General features: G+C 68.4%; 16 protein-coding genes and 2 riboswitches. Of the genes, 7 read left to right on the top strand and 9 right to left on the bottom strand.

What is annotated here, in order from left to right:
- Positions 1-22: 22 nt before the first annotated feature.
- The 4 genes from cobA to AC3DE3_RS13050 all read right to left on the bottom strand — a co-directional run bounded on the left by cobA (position 23) and on the right by AC3DE3_RS13050 (position 6,928).
- Positions 23-766 (bottom strand): uroporphyrinogen-III C-methyltransferase, encoded by a 744-nt coding sequence (gene cobA / locus AC3DE3_RS13065; RefSeq protein WP_260487298.1) that lies wholly within the window; start codon positions 764-766, stop codon positions 23-25.
- On the bottom strand, positions 763-1,551 hold the full coding sequence (gene cobF / locus AC3DE3_RS13060) for a precorrin-6A synthase (deacetylating) (protein ID WP_488370277.1): 789 nt from the start codon (positions 1,549-1,551) through the stop codon (positions 763-765). The genes cobA and cobF overlap by 4 nt, the downstream gene beginning before the upstream one ends.
- Positions 1,544-5,320 carry a cobaltochelatase subunit CobN gene (gene cobN / locus AC3DE3_RS13055; protein WP_488370276.1) on the bottom strand — a complete coding sequence of 1,259 codons (3,777 nt, stop codon included), beginning with the start codon at positions 5,318-5,320 and terminating at the stop codon, positions 1,544-1,546. Before cobN ends, cobF begins: the two co-directional genes overlap by 8 nt.
- Before the next feature lie 18 nt (positions 5,321-5,338).
- A riboswitch (cobalamin riboswitch) is annotated at positions 5,339-5,531 on the bottom strand.
- 71 nt (positions 5,532-5,602) lie between these two features.
- Positions 5,603-6,928 carry a M23 family metallopeptidase gene (locus tag AC3DE3_RS13050; protein ID WP_488370275.1) on the bottom strand — a complete coding sequence of 442 codons (1,326 nt, stop codon included), beginning with the start codon at positions 6,926-6,928 and terminating at the stop codon, positions 5,603-5,605.
- Positions 6,929-7,020: 92 nt separating this feature from the next.
- On the opposite strand from AC3DE3_RS13050, the gene AC3DE3_RS13045 reads away from it, so the two are divergent.
- The 4 genes from AC3DE3_RS13045 (at position 7,021) to AC3DE3_RS13030 (ending at position 10,613) form a co-directional block, all read left to right on the top strand.
- Positions 7,021-7,914, top strand: coding sequence for a nitrite reductase (locus AC3DE3_RS13045; RefSeq protein WP_488370274.1), 894 nt, complete (start codon positions 7,021-7,023; stop codon positions 7,912-7,914).
- A riboswitch (cobalamin riboswitch) is annotated at positions 7,902-8,029 on the top strand. It overlaps the preceding gene by 13 nt.
- A 53-nt stretch (positions 8,030-8,082) precedes the next feature.
- Positions 8,083-8,748, top strand: a complete 666-nt coding sequence (locus tag AC3DE3_RS13040) for a precorrin-8X methylmutase (protein WP_488370272.1) — start codon at positions 8,083-8,085, stop codon at positions 8,746-8,748.
- Entirely contained in the window at positions 8,745-10,298 is a 1,554-nt protein-coding gene (locus tag AC3DE3_RS13035; RefSeq protein ID WP_488370271.1) for a precorrin-2 C(20)-methyltransferase, read from the top strand. Before AC3DE3_RS13040 ends, AC3DE3_RS13035 begins: the two co-directional genes overlap by 4 nt.
- Positions 10,299-10,442: 144 nt before the next feature.
- Positions 10,443-10,613, top strand: coding sequence for a nitroreductase family protein (locus tag AC3DE3_RS13030; protein ID WP_472985737.1), 171 nt, complete (start codon positions 10,443-10,445; stop codon positions 10,611-10,613).
- A 94-nt stretch (positions 10,614-10,707) separates the two neighbouring features.
- Here AC3DE3_RS13030 and AC3DE3_RS13025 read toward each other — a convergent pair whose 3' ends face one another.
- From AC3DE3_RS13025 to AC3DE3_RS13015, 3 genes are all read right to left on the bottom strand, one after another.
- Entirely contained in the window at positions 10,708-11,487 is a 780-nt protein-coding gene (locus AC3DE3_RS13025; RefSeq protein ID WP_488370270.1) for an SDR family NAD(P)-dependent oxidoreductase, read from the bottom strand.
- Positions 11,488-12,121: 634 nt separating this feature from the next.
- Positions 12,122-14,248 (bottom strand): hypothetical protein, encoded by a 2,127-nt coding sequence (locus AC3DE3_RS13020; protein WP_488370269.1) that lies wholly within the window; start codon positions 14,246-14,248, stop codon positions 12,122-12,124.
- Positions 14,249-14,673: 425 nt separating this feature from the next.
- Positions 14,674-15,249 carry a hypothetical protein gene (locus AC3DE3_RS13015; RefSeq protein ID WP_488370267.1) on the bottom strand — a complete coding sequence of 192 codons (576 nt, stop codon included), beginning with the start codon at positions 15,247-15,249 and terminating at the stop codon, positions 14,674-14,676.
- A gap of 768 nt (positions 15,250-16,017) precedes the next feature.
- Here AC3DE3_RS13015 and AC3DE3_RS13010 point away from each other — a divergent pair.
- On the top strand, positions 16,018-16,593 hold the full coding sequence (locus AC3DE3_RS13010) for a hypothetical protein (RefSeq protein ID WP_488370266.1): 576 nt from the start codon (positions 16,018-16,020) through the stop codon (positions 16,591-16,593).
- Between the two features lie 195 nt (positions 16,594-16,788).
- Here the strand turns inward: AC3DE3_RS13010 and AC3DE3_RS13005 are convergent, their stop codons facing one another.
- Together AC3DE3_RS13005 and AC3DE3_RS13000 are read right to left on the bottom strand one after the other, a co-directional pair.
- Positions 16,789-17,286: a hypothetical protein gene (locus AC3DE3_RS13005; protein WP_488370265.1), complete on the bottom strand. Its 498-nt coding sequence runs from the start codon at positions 17,284-17,286 to the stop codon at positions 16,789-16,791.
- 72 nt (positions 17,287-17,358) lie between these two features.
- The gene (locus AC3DE3_RS13000) at positions 17,359-17,901 is read right to left on the bottom strand and encodes a hypothetical protein (protein ID WP_488370263.1); all 543 of its coding nucleotides are present in this window, start codon (positions 17,899-17,901) and stop codon (positions 17,359-17,361) included.
- A gap of 253 nt (positions 17,902-18,154) precedes the next feature.
- Here AC3DE3_RS13000 and AC3DE3_RS12995 point away from each other — a divergent pair, with 253 nt between their 5' ends.
- Both AC3DE3_RS12995 and AC3DE3_RS12990 read left to right on the top strand, forming a co-directional pair.
- Positions 18,155-18,781 (top strand): recombinase family protein, encoded by a 627-nt coding sequence (locus AC3DE3_RS12995; RefSeq protein ID WP_488370262.1) that lies wholly within the window; start codon positions 18,155-18,157, stop codon positions 18,779-18,781.
- A gap of 288 nt (positions 18,782-19,069) precedes the next feature.
- Positions 19,070-20,242 (top strand): hypothetical protein, encoded by a 1,173-nt coding sequence (locus tag AC3DE3_RS12990; protein WP_488370261.1) that lies wholly within the window; start codon positions 19,070-19,072, stop codon positions 20,240-20,242.
- Positions 20,243-20,245: the final 3 nt, after the last annotated feature.

The raw sequence follows: 20,245 nt of genomic DNA, 5'->3' as shown, positions 1-20,245 counted from the left end.
CGGTCAGCCGCCGAACACCGGGCTATCCGGCCAACCCGGCGACCGCACCGATCACGGTGATCGCGGGAGGCTCGACCTCCGCCTCGGTCGCCTGCTGCGCGATCGTCGCTAGCGTCCCGCGCAGGACCCGCTGCGCCGGGGTCGATCCGTTCTCGATCATGACCGCGGGAGTATCCGCTGCAAGCCCTTCGGCGAGAAGCTCAGCGGCGATGGCGGCGAGGTTCGTCACCGCCATGAGCAGCACGAGGGTGGTTCCGGATCGGGCGAGCGCCCCATAGTCGAGGGTCGACTGCGGGTCGCCCGGCGGGACATGGCCGGAGATCACCGACACGCCCTGCGAGAGTCCGCGGTGGGTGGCCGGGACGCCGGCGAGGGCCGGAACCGACAGCGCCGAGGTGACGCCCGGGATCACGGTGACGGGCACCCCGGCCGCGGTGCACGCGAGGTGCTCCTCGGCGCCGCGGCCGAACAGGAAGCTGTCGCCGCCCTTGAGTCGGACGACGGTCCGCCCGCGCCGCGCGTGCTCCACGAGGATCCGGTTGATCTCCTCCTGCGGGGTCGCCGGACCGAAGGGCACCTTGCCCACGTCGATCACCTCGATGCCCGGGTCGAGCTCGTCGAGGATCGACACCGGTCCCAGGCGGTCGGTCACCACCACGTCGGCGGTGCGGACGGCGTCGAGGCCGGCCACGGTCATCAGCCCCGGGTCCCCCGGCCCGCCGCCGACCAGCACGACCCGGCCCGCGCTCTCCTTCTCAGCCGTCATCGGGCCGTCGTCCCTTCTCCGCGTCGCAGTAGATACACGTCCATCACCCAGCCGTGCTCGTCGCGCAGTCGCTCGCGGTGCGCGCGCAGCTCCTCCAGCACGTCGCCCACCCGGCCCGCCACGAGCGTCTCGCCGGCGTCGCCGAGGTTCCCGCCCCACCAGATGTGCCAGTCGGCCAGGTCATCGAGCGGCAGGTCGCCGTTGAGCATCACCACCACGTTGTCGGCGCCGGCGGCCACGACCTCGCGCAGCCGGCGGCCGGTGGTCACGGTGACCGTGCCGCCGATCTCGTGCAGGACCAGCCGGTGGCGAGCGGCCAGAACCTGGAGCGCGGAGATCCCGGGCACGACCTCCACCTCCAGGTCCAGCGCACCGCGTTCGGCGACCCGGTCGAGGATCCTCAGCGTGGAGTCGTAGAACGCCGGGTCGCCCCACACCGGGATCGCCACGTCGCCGGGCCGGGAGGCCAGGACCTCCTCCCAGGCCAGCGAGCGGGCCTCGTGCCAGTCCGTCACGACGCCGCGGTACCCGGCGTCGGAGGAGGTCGACGACGACGAGCGGTCCCTCTCCGGATCGGGCACACCCACCAGCTCGACGCCCGGCGCGTGGCGGGCGAGCACCTGCGCGCGGAGATCGATCAACGGGTCGGCCGGGCCTTTCACGGCCGCGAGGGCGTAGTCGCTGGCGCGCAGGGCCCGGGCGGCCTCGACCGTGATCTGGTCGAGCCCGCCCGAGCCGATGCCCACGACCCGCACCCGCCTGCGGCCGGTGGGGAACTCAGTCACCGTGGGACTCCTCGAGATCGCCCTCCACGTCGAGGTAGACCTGCCGCATCCGGTCCATGATGTCCGCGTCGGGCTCGGCCCACATCCCGCGGTCGGCGGCCTCGGAGAGCCGCTCGATCATCCCGCGCAGCGCCCACGGGTTGGACCGGCGCAGGAACTCCTGGTTTGTCTCGTCCAGGACGTACTCGCGGGCGAGCGAGTCGTACATCCAGTCGTGGACCACGCCGGCGGTCGCGTCGAACCCGAAGAGGTAGTCCACCGTGGCCGCCAGCTCGAACGCGCCCTTGTAGCCGTGGCGCTGCATGGCCGCGATCCACCGCGGGTTCACCACTCGCGCGCGGAACACCCGCGTGGTCTCCTCCGCCAGCGACCGGGTGCGCACGGCGTCGGGCGTGGTCGAGTCGCCCACATAGGCGCGCGGCTCGGCGCCGGTGAGCGCGCGGACGGTGGCGATCATCCCGCCGTGGTACTGGAAGTAGTCGTCCGAGTCGGCGATGTCGTGCTCGCGGGTGTCGATGTTCTTGGCCGCCACCGCGATGCGCCGGTAGTTGGTGCGCATGTCGTCGGCGGCCGGGACGCCGTCGAGGTCGCGGCCGTAGGCGTACCCGCCCCAGCGGGTGTAGACCTCGGCCAGGTCCCGGTCGTCGCGCCAGTTGCCCGCCTCGATGGTCTGCAGGATCCCGGCGCCGTAGGAGCCCGGTGCTGAGCCGAAGATGCGGGTGGTGGCGCGGCGGTGATCGGAGTGCTCGGCCAGATCGGCCCGCGTGTGGGCGGCGACGAAGTTGTGTTCGTCGGGCTCATCCAGCTCGGCGACCATCCGCACGGCGTCGTCGAGAATTCCGATGACGTGCGGGAACGCATCGCGGAAGAAGCCGGAGATGCGGACGGTCACGTCGACGCGCGGGCGGCCCAGTTCCTCGGACGGGACCACCTCCAGACCCGTGACCCGGCGGGAGGCCTCGTCCCACTCGGGGCGGACGCCCAGCAGGGCCAGGACCTCGGCGATGTCGTCCCCGGAGGTGCGCATGGCCGAGGTACCCCAGATCGACAGCCCCACCGAGCTCGGGTACTCACCGGTCTCGGCGACGTGCCGGTCGAGCAGCGAGTCCGCCATGGCCTGACCGGTCTCCCACGCCAGCCGCGACGGGACGGCGCGCGGGTCCACCGTGTAGAAGTTCCGGCCAGTGGGCAGCACATTGACCAGACCCCGCAGCGGGGATCCCGAGGGCCCGGCCGGGATGAACCCGCCGTCCAGGGCGTGCATGACGGCGTCCAACTCGTCGACAGTGGCGGCCAGTCGCGGCACCACCTCGCGGGCGGCGAACTCGAGAACCTGCGCGACCTCGTCGTCGTCGCCCTCCGGCGCGCCGTCACCCGCGCCGCCGTCACCCGCCCCACCCGCGGTGAGGCCCGCGGCGGCGAGAACGTCGTGCACCGCGGCGACGTCCCACTCCCGCGCGTCCATCCCCTCGACCAGCGCCTTGGCGAGCGCCTCGACCCGGTCGACCTCCTCGGTCGGCGCGCCCTCGGCCAGCCCGAGTGCGCGGCGCAGGCCCGGAACCGCCCCGGACTCGCCGCCCCACACCTGCGAGGCCCGCAGGATCGCCAGCACCAGCTTGACGCGCGCCTCGCCCGCGGGCGCCTGGCCCAGGACGTGCAGGCCGTCGCGGATCTGGACGTCCTTGATCTCGCACAGCCAGCCGTCGACGTGGAGGAGGAAGTCGTCGAACTCCTCGTCGTCGGGCCGCTGCTCGAGGCCCAGGTCCTCGTGCATGTGCGCGGACTGCATGAGCGTCCAGATCTGCGCGCGGATGGCCGGGAGCTTGGCCGGGTCCATCGACGCGATGTTCCCGTACTCGTCGAGCAGCTGCTCGAGGCGGGCGATGTCTCCGTACGACTCCGCGCGGGCCATCGGCGGGACCAGGTGGTCGACGATCGTCGCGTGCGCGCGGCGCTTGGCCTGGGCGCCCTCGCCGGGGTCGTTGACGAGGAAGGGGTAGATCAGCGGCAGGTCGGCGATCGCCGCGTCGGTGGCACAGTCCGCCGAGAGCGCGGCGTTCTTGCCCGGCAGCCACTCCAGCGAGCCGTGCTTGCCGATGTGCACCAGCGCATGCGCCCCGAAGCCGCGGGCGAGCCAGCGGTAGGCGGCCAGGTAGTGGTGGGAGGGCGCGAGCTCGGGGTCGTGATAGATAGCGACCGGGTTCTCGCCGAATCCGCGGGGCGGCTGGATGAGCAGGACGACGTTCCCTGCCTGGATGGTGGCCAGCACGATCTCGCCGGCGTCGTTGACGAACAGCTTCCCCGGCGCTGGCCCCCACGCCTCGACCATCTCCGCGCGCAGCGCCTCGGGCAGGTCCGCGGTCCAGCGCAGGTAGTCGTCGGTGGAGATCCGCACGTGACTGTCGGTGAGCTGGGCGCTGGTGAGCCACTCCTCGTCCTGCCCGCCCGCGGCGATGAGCGCGTGGATGAGTGCGTCGCCGGCGGCGGTGTCGTCGGCGAAACCGCCCTCCGCGACGGTGCCATCCGCCCCCGGCTCGGTGAGGTCGAGGCCCGGTCGATCGAGAAAGCGCGCGATGGGGCCGTCGTCCGGGCCCAGGTCGTAGCCCTCGTCGCGCATCCGGCGCAGCAGGCGGATGGTCGAGACCGGGGTGTCCAGACCGACGGCGTTGCCGATGCGGGAGTGCTTGGTCGGATAGGCCGACAGGACCAGCGCGACCTTGCGGTCGGCGGGCGCCACATGGCGCAGCCGCGCGTGGGCCACGGCGATCCCGGCGACGCGAGCGCACCGCTCCGGATCGGCCACGTAGCGGGGTAGGCCGTCGGCGTCGATCTCCTTGAACGAGAACGGCGCAGTGATGATCCGGCCGTCGAACTCGGGGATCGCGATCTGGTTGGCGGAGTCCAGCGGGTTGACGCCGTCGTCTGAGGCAGCCCAGTCCTCGCGGCTCCACGTCAGGCACAGGCCCTGCAGGACGGGAATGTCCAGCGCGGCGATGCGCTCGACGTCCCACGTCTCGTCCTCGCCGCCCGCACTCACCGCGCCGGGCGTGGTGCCGCCGGCAGCGAGAACCGTCACGACCAGCGCATCGAGAGTGCCGAGGGCGTCGAACAGCTCGTCGGGGGCCGAGCGCAGGGAGCCGGCGAAGACCGGCACTCCCACCGCGCCAGCGGCGTCGATCGCGTCGGCCAGCGCGTGGGCGAACCCGGAGTTCCCGCTCACCTCGTGGGCGCGGTAGTAGAGCACGCCCACGCGGGGCAGGCCGGGGGCTTCCGTCGTGTCCGGCCGCGGCGGCATCCCCCACACCGGCACGCTCTCCGGCGGCTCAAAGCCGGCACCGGTGAGCAGCACGGTGTCGGCCAGGAACGCGTGCAGCTGCGCGAGATTGCCCGGGCCGCCCTCGGCGAGATAGCGGTGCGCCTCGGCCGCGATGCCGATCGGGACCGTGGACAGCTCCATCAGGTCGGCGTCGGGGGTCTGCTCCCCACCCAGGACCACCACCGGGACGCCCGCGCCGAGCACGGCGGCGAACCCGGCCTCCCAGGATCGTCGGGAGCCGAGGATGCGGACCACCACCAGGTCGGCGCCGCCGAGCAGTGCGGGCAGATTCGCCTCGACGTCGAGTCGCGACGGGTTGCCGAGCGTGAACGCCGCGCCGGATTCGCGCGCGGAGAGCAGGTCTGTGTCGGAGGTGGACAACAGGGTGATGCGGGGCACGTCGTGCTGTGCCGAGGCGTCATCAGGGGACGCCGAACGCCGGTCGGGGCGCATGTTCTTCTCCAAACCCTCGTGGAACATGTCGCCGTGGCCGGTCTCCTGGCTTCCGCATCAACGCCGCGCGACCGACCTTCCCGGACCGATGAGTCCAGTGGTCTCCGACCCGGGAGGGACGGACGAGGGTGCGCGACTCCGCGACTACAGTGGCGAGGGCCGCGCCGGCTTTTCCTCCGGCTTCCCGAACACCACGGCACCGGGGAGCCTATCCGCCGGCCGCGGCCCCCGGCCGCCCGGCCGCCGCGCGAGGGTCGCGGGAGCCCGGGACGGCCGCCCCGATCAGGGGAAGTCCACCACCGCGAGGTTGAGGGGCAGCTCGTTCATCCGCGGCTCCGGCGAGAGGGTCGCCTCGTCGACGAAGGTGCCGGACAGGAAGTCGTCGGCGTCGGCGATCCGCTGCGGCGGGACCTGCCCGGCGTAGTCGAACCCCTTCAGCTCGTACGGCAGCGAGTCGGCCTCGAGCAGGCTCGGCCCGTCCATGAGCTGGAAGTGCAGGTGCGAGGCGTTGGCGTTGCCGGTGTTCCCGAGCTTGCCCAGCACCTGGCCCTCGGTCACCGTGTCGCCGGGTTTCACCGTGACCGAGCCGGAGATCATGTGTGCGTACATCGCGTACACGCCGTCACCGAGATCGAGCACCACGTGGTTGCCGTCCACGTTCTCGACGGTGAGCTTGGAGGCCAGTTCCGGGTTGCTGGCGGGCAGGACCCCCGGCGCGTTGGCGTCCATCCCGTCGAGGACCGAGACGACGGTGGCGTCGGCGACGGCGAGGATCTCGGCGCCGTAGTCCACGTAGCTCTCGTTGTGGTTCCTGTCGCCGGTATAGAACTCGCCCTGGTCGTTGGTGCGCTTCCAGTCGATCGCGAAGCGCTGGCTGTTGTTGAGCTTGCCGTTGACCGACATCACCGAGCTGCGGTGCGGGAAACCCGGTTCGCAACACCCGTTGAGGGCCACCCAGTTCTCACCCCGCACGGGCGGTGCGATGGCCGGCACGGTGCGGGTGGAGAAGGCGACCGGCGTCGAGAGGTAGTCGATGGGTCCGGGCTCGCCGAAGGCCGGCGAGGCGGCGCCGGTCCCGTAGAGGTGGTGCAGCACCGCGTCCGGGGCCTGGTCGAGCGAGTCGAGGGTGAAGTCGATGAACACGACCCGGCTCTCCTGCGGCGGGATCTGCGCGGTGTCGACGTACCCGGCGGGCAGGTCGCGCAGGCGGTTGCAGTCACCGAAGACGCAGTCCGGGTCCACGAGAGCGGCGGCGGAGAAGCTGGCGATGACCTTGGTGGGATCGGTGCCGTCCACCACGTCGATCTTGTCCACGCTCGTCGGCACCTTGGTGGCGTTGGTGAGCTGCAGGTCGTAGGCCACGTGGTACTTGCCGTCGGTGCCCTTGAACGGCAGCGGCGGGTTGCCGATGGGGGTCATAGTCAGCGCGGTGAACGCGTCCGGCACGGTCACCCCGGCGACGGACCCCGCGGCCGGTGATGCCGTGGTGGTGTTGGCCGCTTCGGCGGCGGCGGGTTCGGTGGCGGCGTCCGACGAGCACCCGGCCGCGACCAGTGCGACTGCGGTGAGGACGGAGGCGAGAAGGGTGGGAACGCGGCGAGGTGTCACGGTGGAGCTCCGTTTCTTCAGTTGTGAAGAAAAAACTTACCATCTGCGATCTGGGAAAAGTACACCCTCGATGGGCTGCCACAATGGCCGCCGTGAGCATCAGCGAACCCACCCGCCGGACCCGTGGCGACCTGTGCCCGGGCGTCCTGCGGCCGTGGCCGGCCTCCGACGGCGCCCTGGTCCGGCTGCGCGTGCCGGGTGGCCGCGTGTCACCGGCGGCCCTGTCCGCCCTGCACGGGGTCGCCGTGAGATATGGCGACGACGACAACGTGCACGTGACCACGCGCGCGAACCTGCAGCTGCGGGCTCTGCCGATCGGTCCGGACGGGCGGCTGCCCGGCGAGGTGGTGGCGGCGATCGCGGAGACGGGCCTGCTCCCCGCGCCCGGGCACGAGCTGGTGCGCAACGTCCTCGTCTCGCCGCTGACGGGCCTGGACGAGTCGTTCGGCGGGCAGGCCCGGGGCCGCGCGGACCTGCGGCCGGTGACCGAGGCGCTGGACGCCGGGCTGCTGGACGATCCCGCGCTCGGCGGCCTGCCGGGCCGGTTCTTGTTCGTCCTGGACGACGGCCGCGGGGACCTGCTCGAGCGCTCCTGCGATCTGGGCCTGGTCGCCCTGGATGCCGACACCGCGCAGCTGCGCGTGGGTGACCGCTGGTCCGAGGTGGTGCCGCTGGCCGACGCCGCCGACCGGCTGGTCGAGCTGGCCCGCGAGTTCGTCGACGCCCGCGGCGTCGGTCCGGACGCCCCGTGGCACGTGCGGGAACTACCAACCCCGCTCGTCGCGGCCCGCCCCGCGGACGGCCGACTGCCGAGCCCGGCCCCAGTCCTTCCGTACGGGCCGGTCGCGGGGTCGGCGGGGCGGATCGAGCACGTCGAAGCGCCGGGCGGGATCCTCGACCGCCACCTCGTCGCCCGGCTCACCGGCGGCGACGTCGACGAGCTCATCGTGACCCCGTGGCGCGGGGTGCTGGCCGTCCACGAGTAGGCTGCGGGCTGTCCCACGGCGAGGAACCCGGTGCAAGTCCGGGGCGGTTCCGCCACTGTGAGGCCCGTCGAGCCGATGGGCCCAGCCAGATACTCACCGGGGATCAGCGCGCTCCTACCGCGTCGCTGCGACTTCTCACACCGGGGCGAGAACCCCGAGGAGGACCCCATGAGTGCTGCCCTCAGGCCGCCGCGTCGCTACGACTACGTCGACGACGGGCCCGCCATCTACGTCGACTCCTTCGCGACCATTCGCGGCGAGACCGACCTGTCCCGTGTGCCGGCCGACGCCGAGCGACTCGCCGTGCGGATGGTGCACGGCACCGGCCAGACCGACCTGACCCGTGACCTGCAGGTGCACCCCGGACTGGTCAGCGCGGCGAGGTCGGCGCTCGACGCCGGCGCGCCGATCCTCTGCGACGCCCACATGGTCGCCTCCGGGATCACCCGGGCCCGGCTCCCCCGCGACAACGACGTGGTGTGCACCCTGTCCGATCCCGGCGTTCGCGACCTGGCCGCGCGAATGGGCACCACCCGATCCGCCGCCGCGCTGGCGTTGTGGGGCGATCGCCTCGACGGCGCCGTCGTCGCGATCGGCAACGCCCCCACCGCCCTGTTCCACCTGCTGGAGATGATCCTCGACGGCGCTCCCCGACCCGCCGCGATCGTCGGCTGCCCGGTAGGTTTCATCGGAGCCGCCGAGTCCAAGGCCGCGCTCGCCGCGTTCGCTGACGATCACGGCATCGACATCCCCTTCGTCACCGTGCACGGCCGGCGCGGCGGTTCGGCCATGACCGCCTCTGCCGTCAACGCCCTGACGCAGGAGGCGGAGTGACCGGCCGGCTGTATGGCGTCGGCGTGGGCCCCGGCGATCCCGAGTTGCTCACGCTCAAGGCCGCCCGGCTCATCGGCGCGGCCGACGTCGTGGCTTTTCACGCCGGCCGGGGCAAGGAATCCAACGCGCGTCGCATCGCCGCCGACCTCATCCCTTCCGGCGCGATCGAGGAGCGACTGGAGTACCCCGTGACCACGGGCGTCACCGACCACCCGGGCGGGTACGCGGGCGCGATCGCGGACTTCTACGAGCGCAGCGCGCAGCGGCTGGCCGAGCACCTGGCCGCCGGCCGGGACGTGGTCCTGCTCTCGGAGGGAGACCCGCTGTTCTACGGCTCCTTCATGTACATGCACGACAAGCTCGCCCCTCGGTTCGACACCGAGATCGTGCCGGGCATCCCGGCCTTCGCCGCCGCCACCGCCGCGGCCGCCACTCCCCTGGTCAGACAGACTGACGTCCTCACCGTCCTGCCCGGCACCCTGCCCGAGCCCGAGCTCGCGCGGCGGCTGGCCGACACCGACGGCGCGATCATCATGAAACTCGGCCGGAACTTCCCGGCCGTGCGCCGGGCGCTCGAGGCGGCCGGTCGGCTCGAGGGCGCGGTCTATGTGGAGCGCGCGTCGACCGACGCGGAGGCACATCACCCGGTCAGCGAGGTCGACCCGGACTCCGTTCCGTACTTCTCGCTCATCGTCGTCCCCGGCGACTCTCAGCACTCCGACCCCACCGGCCGCCGGCCCGCGCAGCTCGCTGCACCCGGGGAGCCCTCCCCGGGGCGTACCGCCGGCTCGGCCGAGGAGCAGTCCTCTGCATCGCGCGGCGTGGTGCACGTCGTCGGCCTGGGCCCGGGCCCGGCAGAGTGGCTGACCCCGGAGGCCTCGCGGATCCTGTCCGAGGTCGACCACGTGGTGGGGTACGCCCCGTACGTCGACCGCGTCCCGCAGCGGGCGGGCTTGCGCAGACACTGCTCCGGCAACACCGTCGAGGTCGACCGGGCGGCACTCGCCCTGGAGTTGGCCGGCGCGGGCGAGCAAGTGGCCGTGGTCTCCGGCGGCGACGCGGGCGTGTTCGGCATGGCCTCGGCGGTCTTCGAGGCCGCGGAGGATCCGCGCTTCACCGGCATCGACATCCGCGTCGCTCCCGGCGTCTCCGCTGTACAGGCGGTGGCCGCGCGGGCGGGCGCTCCCATCGGTGCGGACTTTGCCGTGGTGAGCCTGTCGGACCGGCTCAAGCCGTGGGACGTGATCGACCAGCGGCTGGACGCGATCGCCGCCGCGGATCTGATCCTGGCGATCTACAACCCCGCCTCCCGCTCGCGCACCCACCAGGTCTCCGACGCCCGCGAGGTGATCCTGCGTCACCGTTGCCCGACCACGCCCGTCGTGGTGGGCCGTGACGTGGGCCGAGCCGAGGAATCGTTGACCGTCACCACCCTCGGCGAACTCCACTGTGGGTCGATCGACATGAAGTGCCTGCTCATCGTGGGCGCTTCCGGGACGCGGATCACGGACTCCGGCCGGGTGTGGAGCCCCCGGTTCGTGCGGGCATGAGCACCGGTCCCGGCCCCGGCGACGATCGCGCGGTCGATGTCGAGGCATTGTGGCGCGTTCTGGCGACGCGCGCCGGGACCATCGGCACTTCCACCGCACCCCGGTTCCGCGCGAAACCATCGAGCGGCTCCTAGGGTCTTCGCCGTGGCGCCGAGCGTCGGGCTGAGCCAACCATGGCACGTCACGAGCTTCGTCGATCCCGACCACTTCTCCGGGAGCGTTCCGCTGCCGGAGGACGCCCGTCCCCTGGCATACCACTGTTTGGGGCACCCCGCTCTGGAGCTCGAGGAGCCGCTGCTGCAGACCGTCGACTAGGTCTAGTGGCCGGCGGGAATTGACGGCCCGGCGGAGACTCACGACCAGCATTGCTGTTGAGATGCACCCGGCATACGGGTCAGCCGTCAGCCCTCTACGGATGGAAGTACGAGGCTCCGTTGAGGTCGAGTACGGCGCCCGAGGACCAGACCGCCTCGGGGGAGGCAAGGTAGAGCACGGCGTGTGCCACCTCTTCCGGGGTGGCAACGCGACCGAAGGGGCTCTGTGCGCGCAGCCCATCGCCGTCCGGGCCAGCCAGTGTTGTCGCCTGGCGTTCGGTGGCTACGACGCCCGGCGCCACCGACGAGACCGAGATTCCGTACGGGGCAAGCGTCGCGGCGATTGACTGCCCGAACGCGTGGAGTGCGGCTTTGCTGGCCGCATAGGCTGGGTGCTCGGGCTCGCCCTTGAACGCGCCGCGCGACCCGATGTTCACCACGGCGCCAGAACCGGCGCCTTCACGGAGCTGCTGCGCGAACGCCCAGGTGACGTGGGCGGCTCCCAGGAGATTGACCGACAGCATCTGCTCCCAACGATCCGTCCAGTCCTCGAACGTTGCGTCTGCGATCGGATGAGCGTTGAACGGGCTCGGAGCGATACCTGCGTTGTTGATCAGCACGTCCACCCCTCCTAGCTCGCTCAGAACCTTCTGCATGAGGGCTCGGCACTGGTGCGGGTCACTGATGTCGGCGTTCACCATGACGTGCCCCTCGCCATCAAGGGACTCGAGCGTACGTCGAGCTTCCTCGGGACGCGATGCGTAGTGAACAGCCACGATATCCCCGAGCCGGGCAAACGCCTGCGCCACGGCACGGCCAATACCCTGGGTGGCGCCGGTGACCAGCACCCGCCGTCCGGACGCGGGCACGGTCATGTCCGTTGCCCACGGTCGGTGCGCTGCGACTCGATTGCAGACCCTGCGCCACCGGAGATCAGCCGGTGCTGCTGGACGCAGGAGCTCAAGCGGACGCAGGCGGTAGGGCCAAGGGCCCTGATGAGCCGTTCATCATTGTCGCGAGGCGTCATGCCTGTTGAGATTACGCGTGCGCCCTCGAGACGGGCGGCTGTATTTTTGTCCTGCGCCACGGGGTAGCCCATCAGGCCTTATCCACCGCGTAGAACGGGCATGCGGTGAGGATCTCCGGACCAGGTTCGGCGACCAATCCTGTCGACTCACCATTACCGACATGCGCGACAGCGGCCGACTCAAACCCAAGTAGCCAGAGCCCGCAAGAACCATCGCTGTAGGGACGTTCTTCTCTACTTCATCAAGGTCGCCGGACTTGGAGCACGCCAAGCCTCACCGTAGCCACTGTCACCTGCGATGTGGCGTTGGAGTATGTCGCCGGACCCGATCCATCTCACGTAATCGGAACAATGGCCGAGAAGCTCGATTCTGTAAAGCTGATGAATCACTAGGCTGGTAATACGTCGTGCTCCTGGCTGCGCTTCCCGGCCACTACCCGGGTCTCCCCCCTTTTTTTAGTTGACGGTCACACGCCCTCTTCTCAAAGGAAGTCGGCGATGTCGATTCGTGTGACCGTGCCATCCGGGTGCAGGCCGCGTATTTCTCGCCCGGGCACCCACACCGTGCCATCGGCGTCGGCCGTGACACGCAAATAGTTAGAGTTCACTGCCATCGCACCCGCAGGTTCAAGTGACGGCAATTCCAGTAACCCGAACAGCCCGAAGCCCTCCTCATCGGAGAATGTCGTCTCGCCGTCGCGGTTGGTCCACCCGCCCGAGGAGGCGGCGGCACTGCGGTGGTGTGCGAGTATCCACAGTTGGTTCTGCACGAAACCCGCCTCCAGCCCTAGTCTCGACGCGTTCAGGACGGTGTGGGGTGCCAGGTCGTCTGCGAACGTATGGATCGCGCTTTGGGTCACCACCCAGATCTGTCCGTCGACTATGCCGACGGCATCGACACGGCTGGTGAACTCCACCTCGGGTCCCGCAGTGACGTCTCCGGTGTCGGAGATCGTGACCAGGCGATAGTTGTACTGGGCATCAGCGCCCCCGTATCTGTTCGGGCGCATCGGGACATCGGCTTTGCGCAGCGCGACGACGAAGCGGGGATCGCTGCTGCGGCGCTGGGCGATCACCGGGCTCGAGTCCCATTTCGGCAGATCTAGTGCGATCCGGCGTCCGTCGGGGTGGATCAGGGTGGAGCGCTGCCCGAGGATGAGCATCACGTGGCCGTCGTAGGCGCAGGCTGACCATTCTCCCAGCGGTTCCGTATCGAGGACCGCCTCCGGGCTGTGTTGGTCGATTCGGTAGCGGTGATCGCGAGTCAGGACCCAGCAGCCCTGCGTGTCGGGGTACACCGACAGGTGGTGCTGAGTAGTCGGGTGAGACGTGGCGACCGGAAGCGGAAGTACCGTCTGCACCGCAGGACCTGTGAGGTTCAGGTCTAGGCGCGCGATGATTGGAAGCTGTTCATCGGCCACCCACAGGGTGTGACCGCTCACCGCGGAGCTGCCGGCCACGAGTCGGGGTCGCGGCGTGGGCGGCTGGGCGGTGTCCAGGTCCAGGTGCACGACCACGTCGACCGGGTATTCCCGGGTGCCATCAGGCAGAACCTTCGAGCGCTCGGGAATACCGAAGACGTGGGGGCAGGTCTGGACATCGATCCATCGGGCCGAGTCGGCAATGTCCTCCCATCTCGTGCGCATCGCGGTCTGGACTCTGCATTGTCGCTGCAGCTTGACCTGGATCCGGCATACCCGCCCGCGGGTATGCATCAGATCCGTGCCGAACACTGCTTGGCCGAGTGCGTCTAGCCATAAGAAGCCGCGCACCGCCACTGTTCCCACCACCGGCCGTTCGGCAGCCCACGCTGCGCACCATCCGTCGCCCTGCAGATGGGTTGGCCAGCGCCTGGTCTGCGTGGAGTCGACGTGGGGGTTTTGGTCCTTGGCGGGGGCCGCCTCGGCCAGGATCGTCACCACCGCAGACTCGACCTCCGGCCTACCCTCGTTGTCGGTGCTGAACAACAGTGGCCAGTGCACGGTGTCCCCCACTCGAGGTGGGGCTACCGAGCCGTCCTCGATCAGCCACAGCGGTATTTGGACCGGATACACGCGTCGGCCGGCGTAGGGCTCGGCGGCGGTCGACGTGGTGAGCTCGTCGACGGTCCAGGTGCCGTCTTCGCGGTCGATGAACTCCACCGGGAGCGCCTCGGCGGAGGGCCCATCCCACCCGAACACTGCCGGGTCGATCGACTCGGGAAATTCGATGGAGGTGAACTGCGCAGCCCAGTCGCCGTCCACTGCGGCCACGGCCACCACCACGCCGGTGCCCTGGTCGACGGTCAACTGGGCCGCCACGCCGTCCACGGTGCCCGGGATGACCCACACCGGTCGGCCCAGATGTGTGCTCTCCTGCACCGGCCCCGAGGGAAAACCCTGCTCAATACTCTGCTCGACCCCGTCCGAGGCGGCCACCACCTCATAGCCTGGGCCGACGATGCGAGCGAACCGCAACTCGGTTGTCACCGGCCGCTCAGGGTCCTCGGCAAAGTACCAGGCCCTGGCACCGGTGGAGATGAAGTGAGGCGTCCCGTCGACCCGATCCAGCCTCAACTGGCCCTGCGCGCGATGAACATCCAGGCCCTGCGGGTGCAGAAACACCAACATGAGCGGAGACCCTGCCGCATACCCAACGCTGAACCTGGAGTGGCGGTGCGCGGTGACTCGCCCTCGAACCGGCAGCCGGCGCCCATTGGCCATCGCCCCCTTCACTTCAGCCCACTCGGCCACCGGAACCTCCCCGACCTGACATCCACTGTGGCAGACACCCGCGGTGATGACCACGCCCGAGAATTGACGAGTCGACCCGCTCCCGCCGCCACAGCGGAAAGAGCCGGCACCTCTCCCGTACCGGGAAATAACGCACGGCCGATAACCAGACCTTATGTAAACGTGACCGCGGGCGTAGGCGTTCCGCTAACAACTTGCCTCGTTCCGCGCTGCCCCGGTTCGGGCAGGCCAGAGGCCTGTCACCCGGTCTGACTCGCAACGGGCTCGCGGAGCCCCTCCCCGAACTTGCAGGCCACGCGCACCTACCTGGTTCGAGCGCGGTACTCCCGAAGGCCCACGATTGACAAGAGCACTGCGGCGAGCGCTATCCACACAGGCCAGCTGGAGAACCACCGGAGCGGATAGTTCATAATTGTCAGCATCACGGAAGTAATCGTGAGCCCCGGATCGTGTGGCGCGCCGTATGCCGTGTGCGCCACTTGAGCATCCGGGACCGGAGTTCCTCCTGCATCCCGAACATCTATGGGGCACTGGTCTGTGCGGGTGACGTCCCCGATCCCCCGAGGATTGTCTCCGCGGATCAGCCGGGCAGGACCACCGGCCGGGCCGTCCGCATAGATGTCCTTCGCCACGAGAACGCGTTTACCCAAGTCGCCCTTGTGTACTTTGAGCACCACGTATTGGTCGAATCCGATGAGTCCGCGCTCCTTGAACCCGACGAACACGGCCTCGCTTGCGCGGAAAGCCTCGACCGCCGACTCCGCCGTCACCGCCCTATCAATACAGGACAGCGCAGTGGAGTCCCCCGCCCCAGGGACGACCACCACCAGAGCGCCTACTAGGACTGCCCCGGCGCAGGTGAACCTCGACGTGCGCATGCATCGGAGTATGCCCGGGAACATTTCGGTCCACGTTGAATCGGACCCGACACACCCGGATGACGACGAGGCGCGTATTGGCCCAGAACGATGGGAGGGCCTTCGCCTTCTGATTTTGCGGCAGGTGGTCCATGCCCTTCGCGCGAGCAATAGCTCAGGCGCGGGCAGAAGGCGGAGGGGATGTCGCCCGAGCTGCCATAAAGGACACGCAGCTTCCAAGGAAGGCAATGAGGCACAGGAGGGGATAAATCAGCAATGGAGGCCAGAAGTACATAATCGTCATGAGAACTGTAGGAAGTAGTACGACTCCTCCCAGCGCACTCAACGCGGAGAGGACGTAAAACAGCGTCTTGCTTCTGCTTAGAAGCGTCGCGCAAATTACTACCAGGGTTACCGCACCAAAGAGCGCCGCACAGATTCCCAAGGGCTGATTTTTAAGTCAATGGACACCCAATCGACGGTAATATCAATCACGAGCATCTCGCCAGCGACGGTGGATAAGCCCGCCAAACGTCCAAGTGTTCTTAGGGCGCGGCCACTCAAAACGAATCACTCCAACAAGTTGCGTTCGCGGGACGGCGCCCAGCCGGGTCATAGTAGCGGTGTCAGTTTCATAAGCTGCCTGCACGGATGTCAGAAGTCGCCGTCACGGGCCTCACAGCGGGGTTCCGTCCAGACCGTTTCTCGGTGCTCGGTGCTCGGTTGATCGGGAGAAACGGACAGCGATACGGCAGCGGTCACGCCAGTGGCACCAGTAAAGTCCGGGGCATGGACGCTTTGAGGGTCCTCGTGGGAGTGGCTGCGATCGCATTGCTTTCGGGCTGCAGCGATACGGGCGCCGGCATCGAGGTATCGGCATCACCAAAACCACAGGAAGCCGTGCCTGGCTTGGTCGAACCGACCTGTCTGGCCGCCAATCTGCTCAGCTTCTCCCAATTACCGCAGAGCACGCCCCCCGCACCCGACCAGATGTCGATCCCAGCAGGGTTCGCGCCCACGCGCGTCGTGACTTGTGACGGCGATTGGAACGCCGGGGTGGTTAACCACACCGTGACCTGGGTCGAGGAACACCGCACCGGCAACCTGGACGCGGTCCTCGCTGGCTATGCGCTGCCGTCTGAGCCCCGAGATCTGCAGACCTGCACCGTGGATCAAATGACCCCACCGATCGTCTGGCTTGTCGACGACTCGAACATGGGGATGCGTGCCCCAGAGTTATCGACCGGCGAGTGCGGAGCCTTCAAGTGGGACGCGATCACCGCGATCCAAGCCCTGCCGGTTACCGAACGAATCGTCCACCAGATCCCCGTGGCGCCGGAAGTCGAGGCGCGCTGGGAGCAGTAACCCGCCCCAGGAGATTTCGGAGCTTCCGCAGTCCGGACAGCTGAATTACCGACCCTCACGAAACTTTCCGCCGGGACGCGTGCCGGCGGAGCGACATTCGACGCCGCAGTCCATAGACGTCGGTCAGGGACGGCCCGTACACCGTGTTCGGCGCTGCCTGCTCTGTCTTTCGCGGTCTGCGGCAGGCCCGACTGATCAGGGTGCTCTTCGCGTGAGAAGGCTTGGGTTGACCACTCGTGCGGCCTGGGCGACGGCGATGATGAGGAGTCCGTAGATCCACACCGAATATGACCAAGGACTGTGGGTGACGGCCGTGATTCGGGGGTCGTCTCTAGTCCAGTAGGTGCAGCGAACCCCGGCGGGGAGCAGTTCGTACCCATGAGACCAGTCGATGTTGGGGTGAAATCGGTGCGTGGCGTCGGGATGCGGCGGCGGGAGCCGCTCGGGCGGAAAGCCCTCCGGCACGTGCCCGTCGCGCAGGGAGCAGGTGTAACCGGGGTAGTCGTTGTAGTCGTCACTGCCGGTGAAGCCGAGGAAGGCGATCGCTCCGCAGATCGACAGCAGCACAGAGACAGCGGCCGCAGTTCGTCGCACGCCTCGCCCAGTAGCCCTGAAGGACACCCAGATGATGAATGCCCAGAGCGCGAGCGCCAGCGCCACCGGGGGCAGAAGCGGAACGAGGAATGCCTCCACGGGTACCTCCTGGTTGTCGCACAGTTCGTGGGCGGAACACCGACAACAAGGTCAGCCCGGTGGCGGCCGTGTTCAGTCGTCGCGATGTCGGAGGATTCGGAAGTAAGCCACCACGAATTCGGCCAGGTCCGACAGCATCGTTTTCAGAGGGGGACGTGGCTGCCGTGGTGGCGCTGGAGCCGGGCCGGGCCATGGGTCGGGTAGCCGTGAGACGAAGCCTGGCGGCAACACGCCGGCGCGCAGTTGCTCGGGGGTTCGGGGAAGGTTCTCGCTGAACTGCAACGTCGGATCCCAGTGGATGATTGAACGATCGACTTTTGCGGGCAAATCGAAGCTGCGACTGCCGCCAGGTTCGAGCATCTCCATCAACTGGTCAGTGAAGAGATTGCCGACTTGCTCTGCGCGACCCCAGTCCTCGTCGATAGTGTCCCCGACAAGCAAGCCGGGGACACCAACCGGCCACGGCTCGTAGACACAGACCACGGTGGACCCGATGTAACCCGAGAGATGCAGTCGGGCTTCGCGGGTGCCCGTCATTCGAGCGCAGCCCCTGAACACTTCGGCGAACACGTCCGCCACATGGTCCATACGGTCGGAGCGCGCATCGTCGGACATGCGCCGAGCTTAACCATGGGAACGCGACCTCCTGGGAGAGAACAGCGTTCCCAGCCTCGCAGTCCGCAGACCTCTCCCGGTCCCTACTCCCAAATTGAGGAGTCACAGAAACCGTCCCAGTTCCTTGGTTGTGGGACGGTCCCAGTCGACCGCGGGCTCCACTCGTCGCGATTGAAAAATACGTTCCAAAAGTTGGGCCCATTATCGCGTCCCGTGACGGTAGTTCGGGTCTAACTTTCGGTACGCTTCCCGCATGGAGTCGGGGTACGCGCGGGTGTCGACGGCCAAACAGGACCTGGATCGGCAGATCGACGCCCTGCGCCGAGAAGGCATCGACGCCGATCGCATCTATATGGATAAGAAGTCCGGGTCCACGGTCGACCGCCCCGGATTGCGCGCGGTCATGGAGTACGCCCGCGACGGCGACGTGATCGTGGTGCACACTCTGGACCGACTCGGGCGCACCGTGCGCGACACCTTGAACTTGATCCACGAACTGTCCGAGCGCGGGATCGGGATACGGAACCTGGCCGATCCGATCAAGATTGACTCGACCAACCCGGACGACCCGATGTCCCAACTCGCGGTGGTGCTGCTGGCCCTGTTCGGACAGATGGAACGCACTTACACCCTCGAGCGAGCGGCGCATGCCCGGGCCGTGGCCACCGCCAAGGGACGCCGGGTTGGACGCCCCTCAGTGGTGGATTCAGACAAGTTGGCCTACGCAGTGCACCTGAGGGACACCGGACAGACCATCGCCGAGATCGTCTCCAAGACCGGCATTACCCGCACCACCCTCTACCGGCACCTCCCGCCCCGGCCCGTCGAACCGGTCACCGCCGGGCCGGCGTCAGCGGACACGTCCGAGCCGGAAACGTAAACGTCGATGAATATGCGATCGACGCGGTGCGACTTTCAAGCCCAGCAGGAGCGCAGCCAAAGCAACCCGCCGAGCGGCATCGAGAGAACGGTTCGCTCTCACCATGTGCGTGCTTAGTCGATGCCTGTCGGGTACCGTCCGAGTCAGGTAACCTCGCGCCCGGTGGCTTCGCCCACTGGTTCGTCTACTGCGTGGGGCTCATCAATGAAAACCGGTATCACGCCGCGAGTGATTCAAGTCCTCGTCGGCCATGAAATATTCGAAGACGGAACCCTTCCCCCACTTCACGTGGATGACGTCATCAGCGTCAAACTCTCCTTGTGCTCATCCGCAGCAACCAACGAACCGGGCACGACCGCCCACCGCGTCACGGTGCAGCCGAAGTTCGGAGATGCCCCCTGGTCTGACCAGGACGACACCCTCTGGTGGCCGTTCGACGTCACCGGCGACGGGTGGAGCTCCACCTGGCGTCACCACTCCCCTGTAGCCGGTCTGATGCACGTCACCGGCTTCCTCACCCCCGACTTCAATCACGCAGTGCCTGGCCGGCCTGGCACAGTGACCGGCAGGGTGCGTCGCCTGCAGCTCGTGGAGCAACAGGTCAAGAAGACGGGTAGATCGCACGGGTATGTCCCGGGTACCGAGCGGCTCACCGACCTCGGCACGTCGCCGGACCGCTACTGGCCAGCCTGGTGGAATTTCGCCGAGGACGGCGAGTTCGAAGAACGCTGCATCCTGGTTGATCTTGACCTGGATGATGTTCCCGACCAGTCGCCCCGGTTCGAGGCCGGCGACGTGGCGGCCCACGGTTCCGATGTGTGGGTCATGGATCGATCCACGCCCGTCCTTCTTCACCTGGACCGATCCCAATCCCCCAACAGGCTGACCGAGTACCTACTCCCGCTGGCGTTCGAGCCGCCCGGTTACGGCGGGAGCCGGCGTCTTCACGCCGACAGCGGCGGGTGCTGGATCACCTGCCCGGCAGAGATCGTGCGCTGCGACCACAGTGGACCATCGGAGGTGACAATTCGACGCGTCACCGAAGACGGAGGCAACTTCACCGTCGTTGTCGACGGTCGGCTGTTTGCCATCACCCAGCCGTATCCGTCCGTGCGTATTCACGACCGATACGGTCCGATCCGCTTCGACCCCGACGACTACCCGTTTCGTGAGCTCATCGACGGCAAGCTCGTGCGCGTCGAGGACCGGAAGACGATGACTCTGGCGTGGGGAGATCGAGAACAACGGTGGCACCGGGACCAGGCCAAAGCCACCAGGGGGACGAAGTGGACCGACGACGATCAGCTAATCATCTGTGCGGCTGACGGCACTGAACACGCGGTCGACTTCACCGGTAGAGCCCGCGGACACGTGCACTGGATTCACCCCGACCCCGATGACGACCCGGCCAATGCCGACCTCGACGACCCGATAACCTATCCGCCCGCCTGGCAGGAATGAGCG

The organism is Dietzia sp. IBK-p2-16D (assembly GCF_057773085.1).
This window is presented reverse-complemented; position numbering and strand designations above follow the sequence as displayed.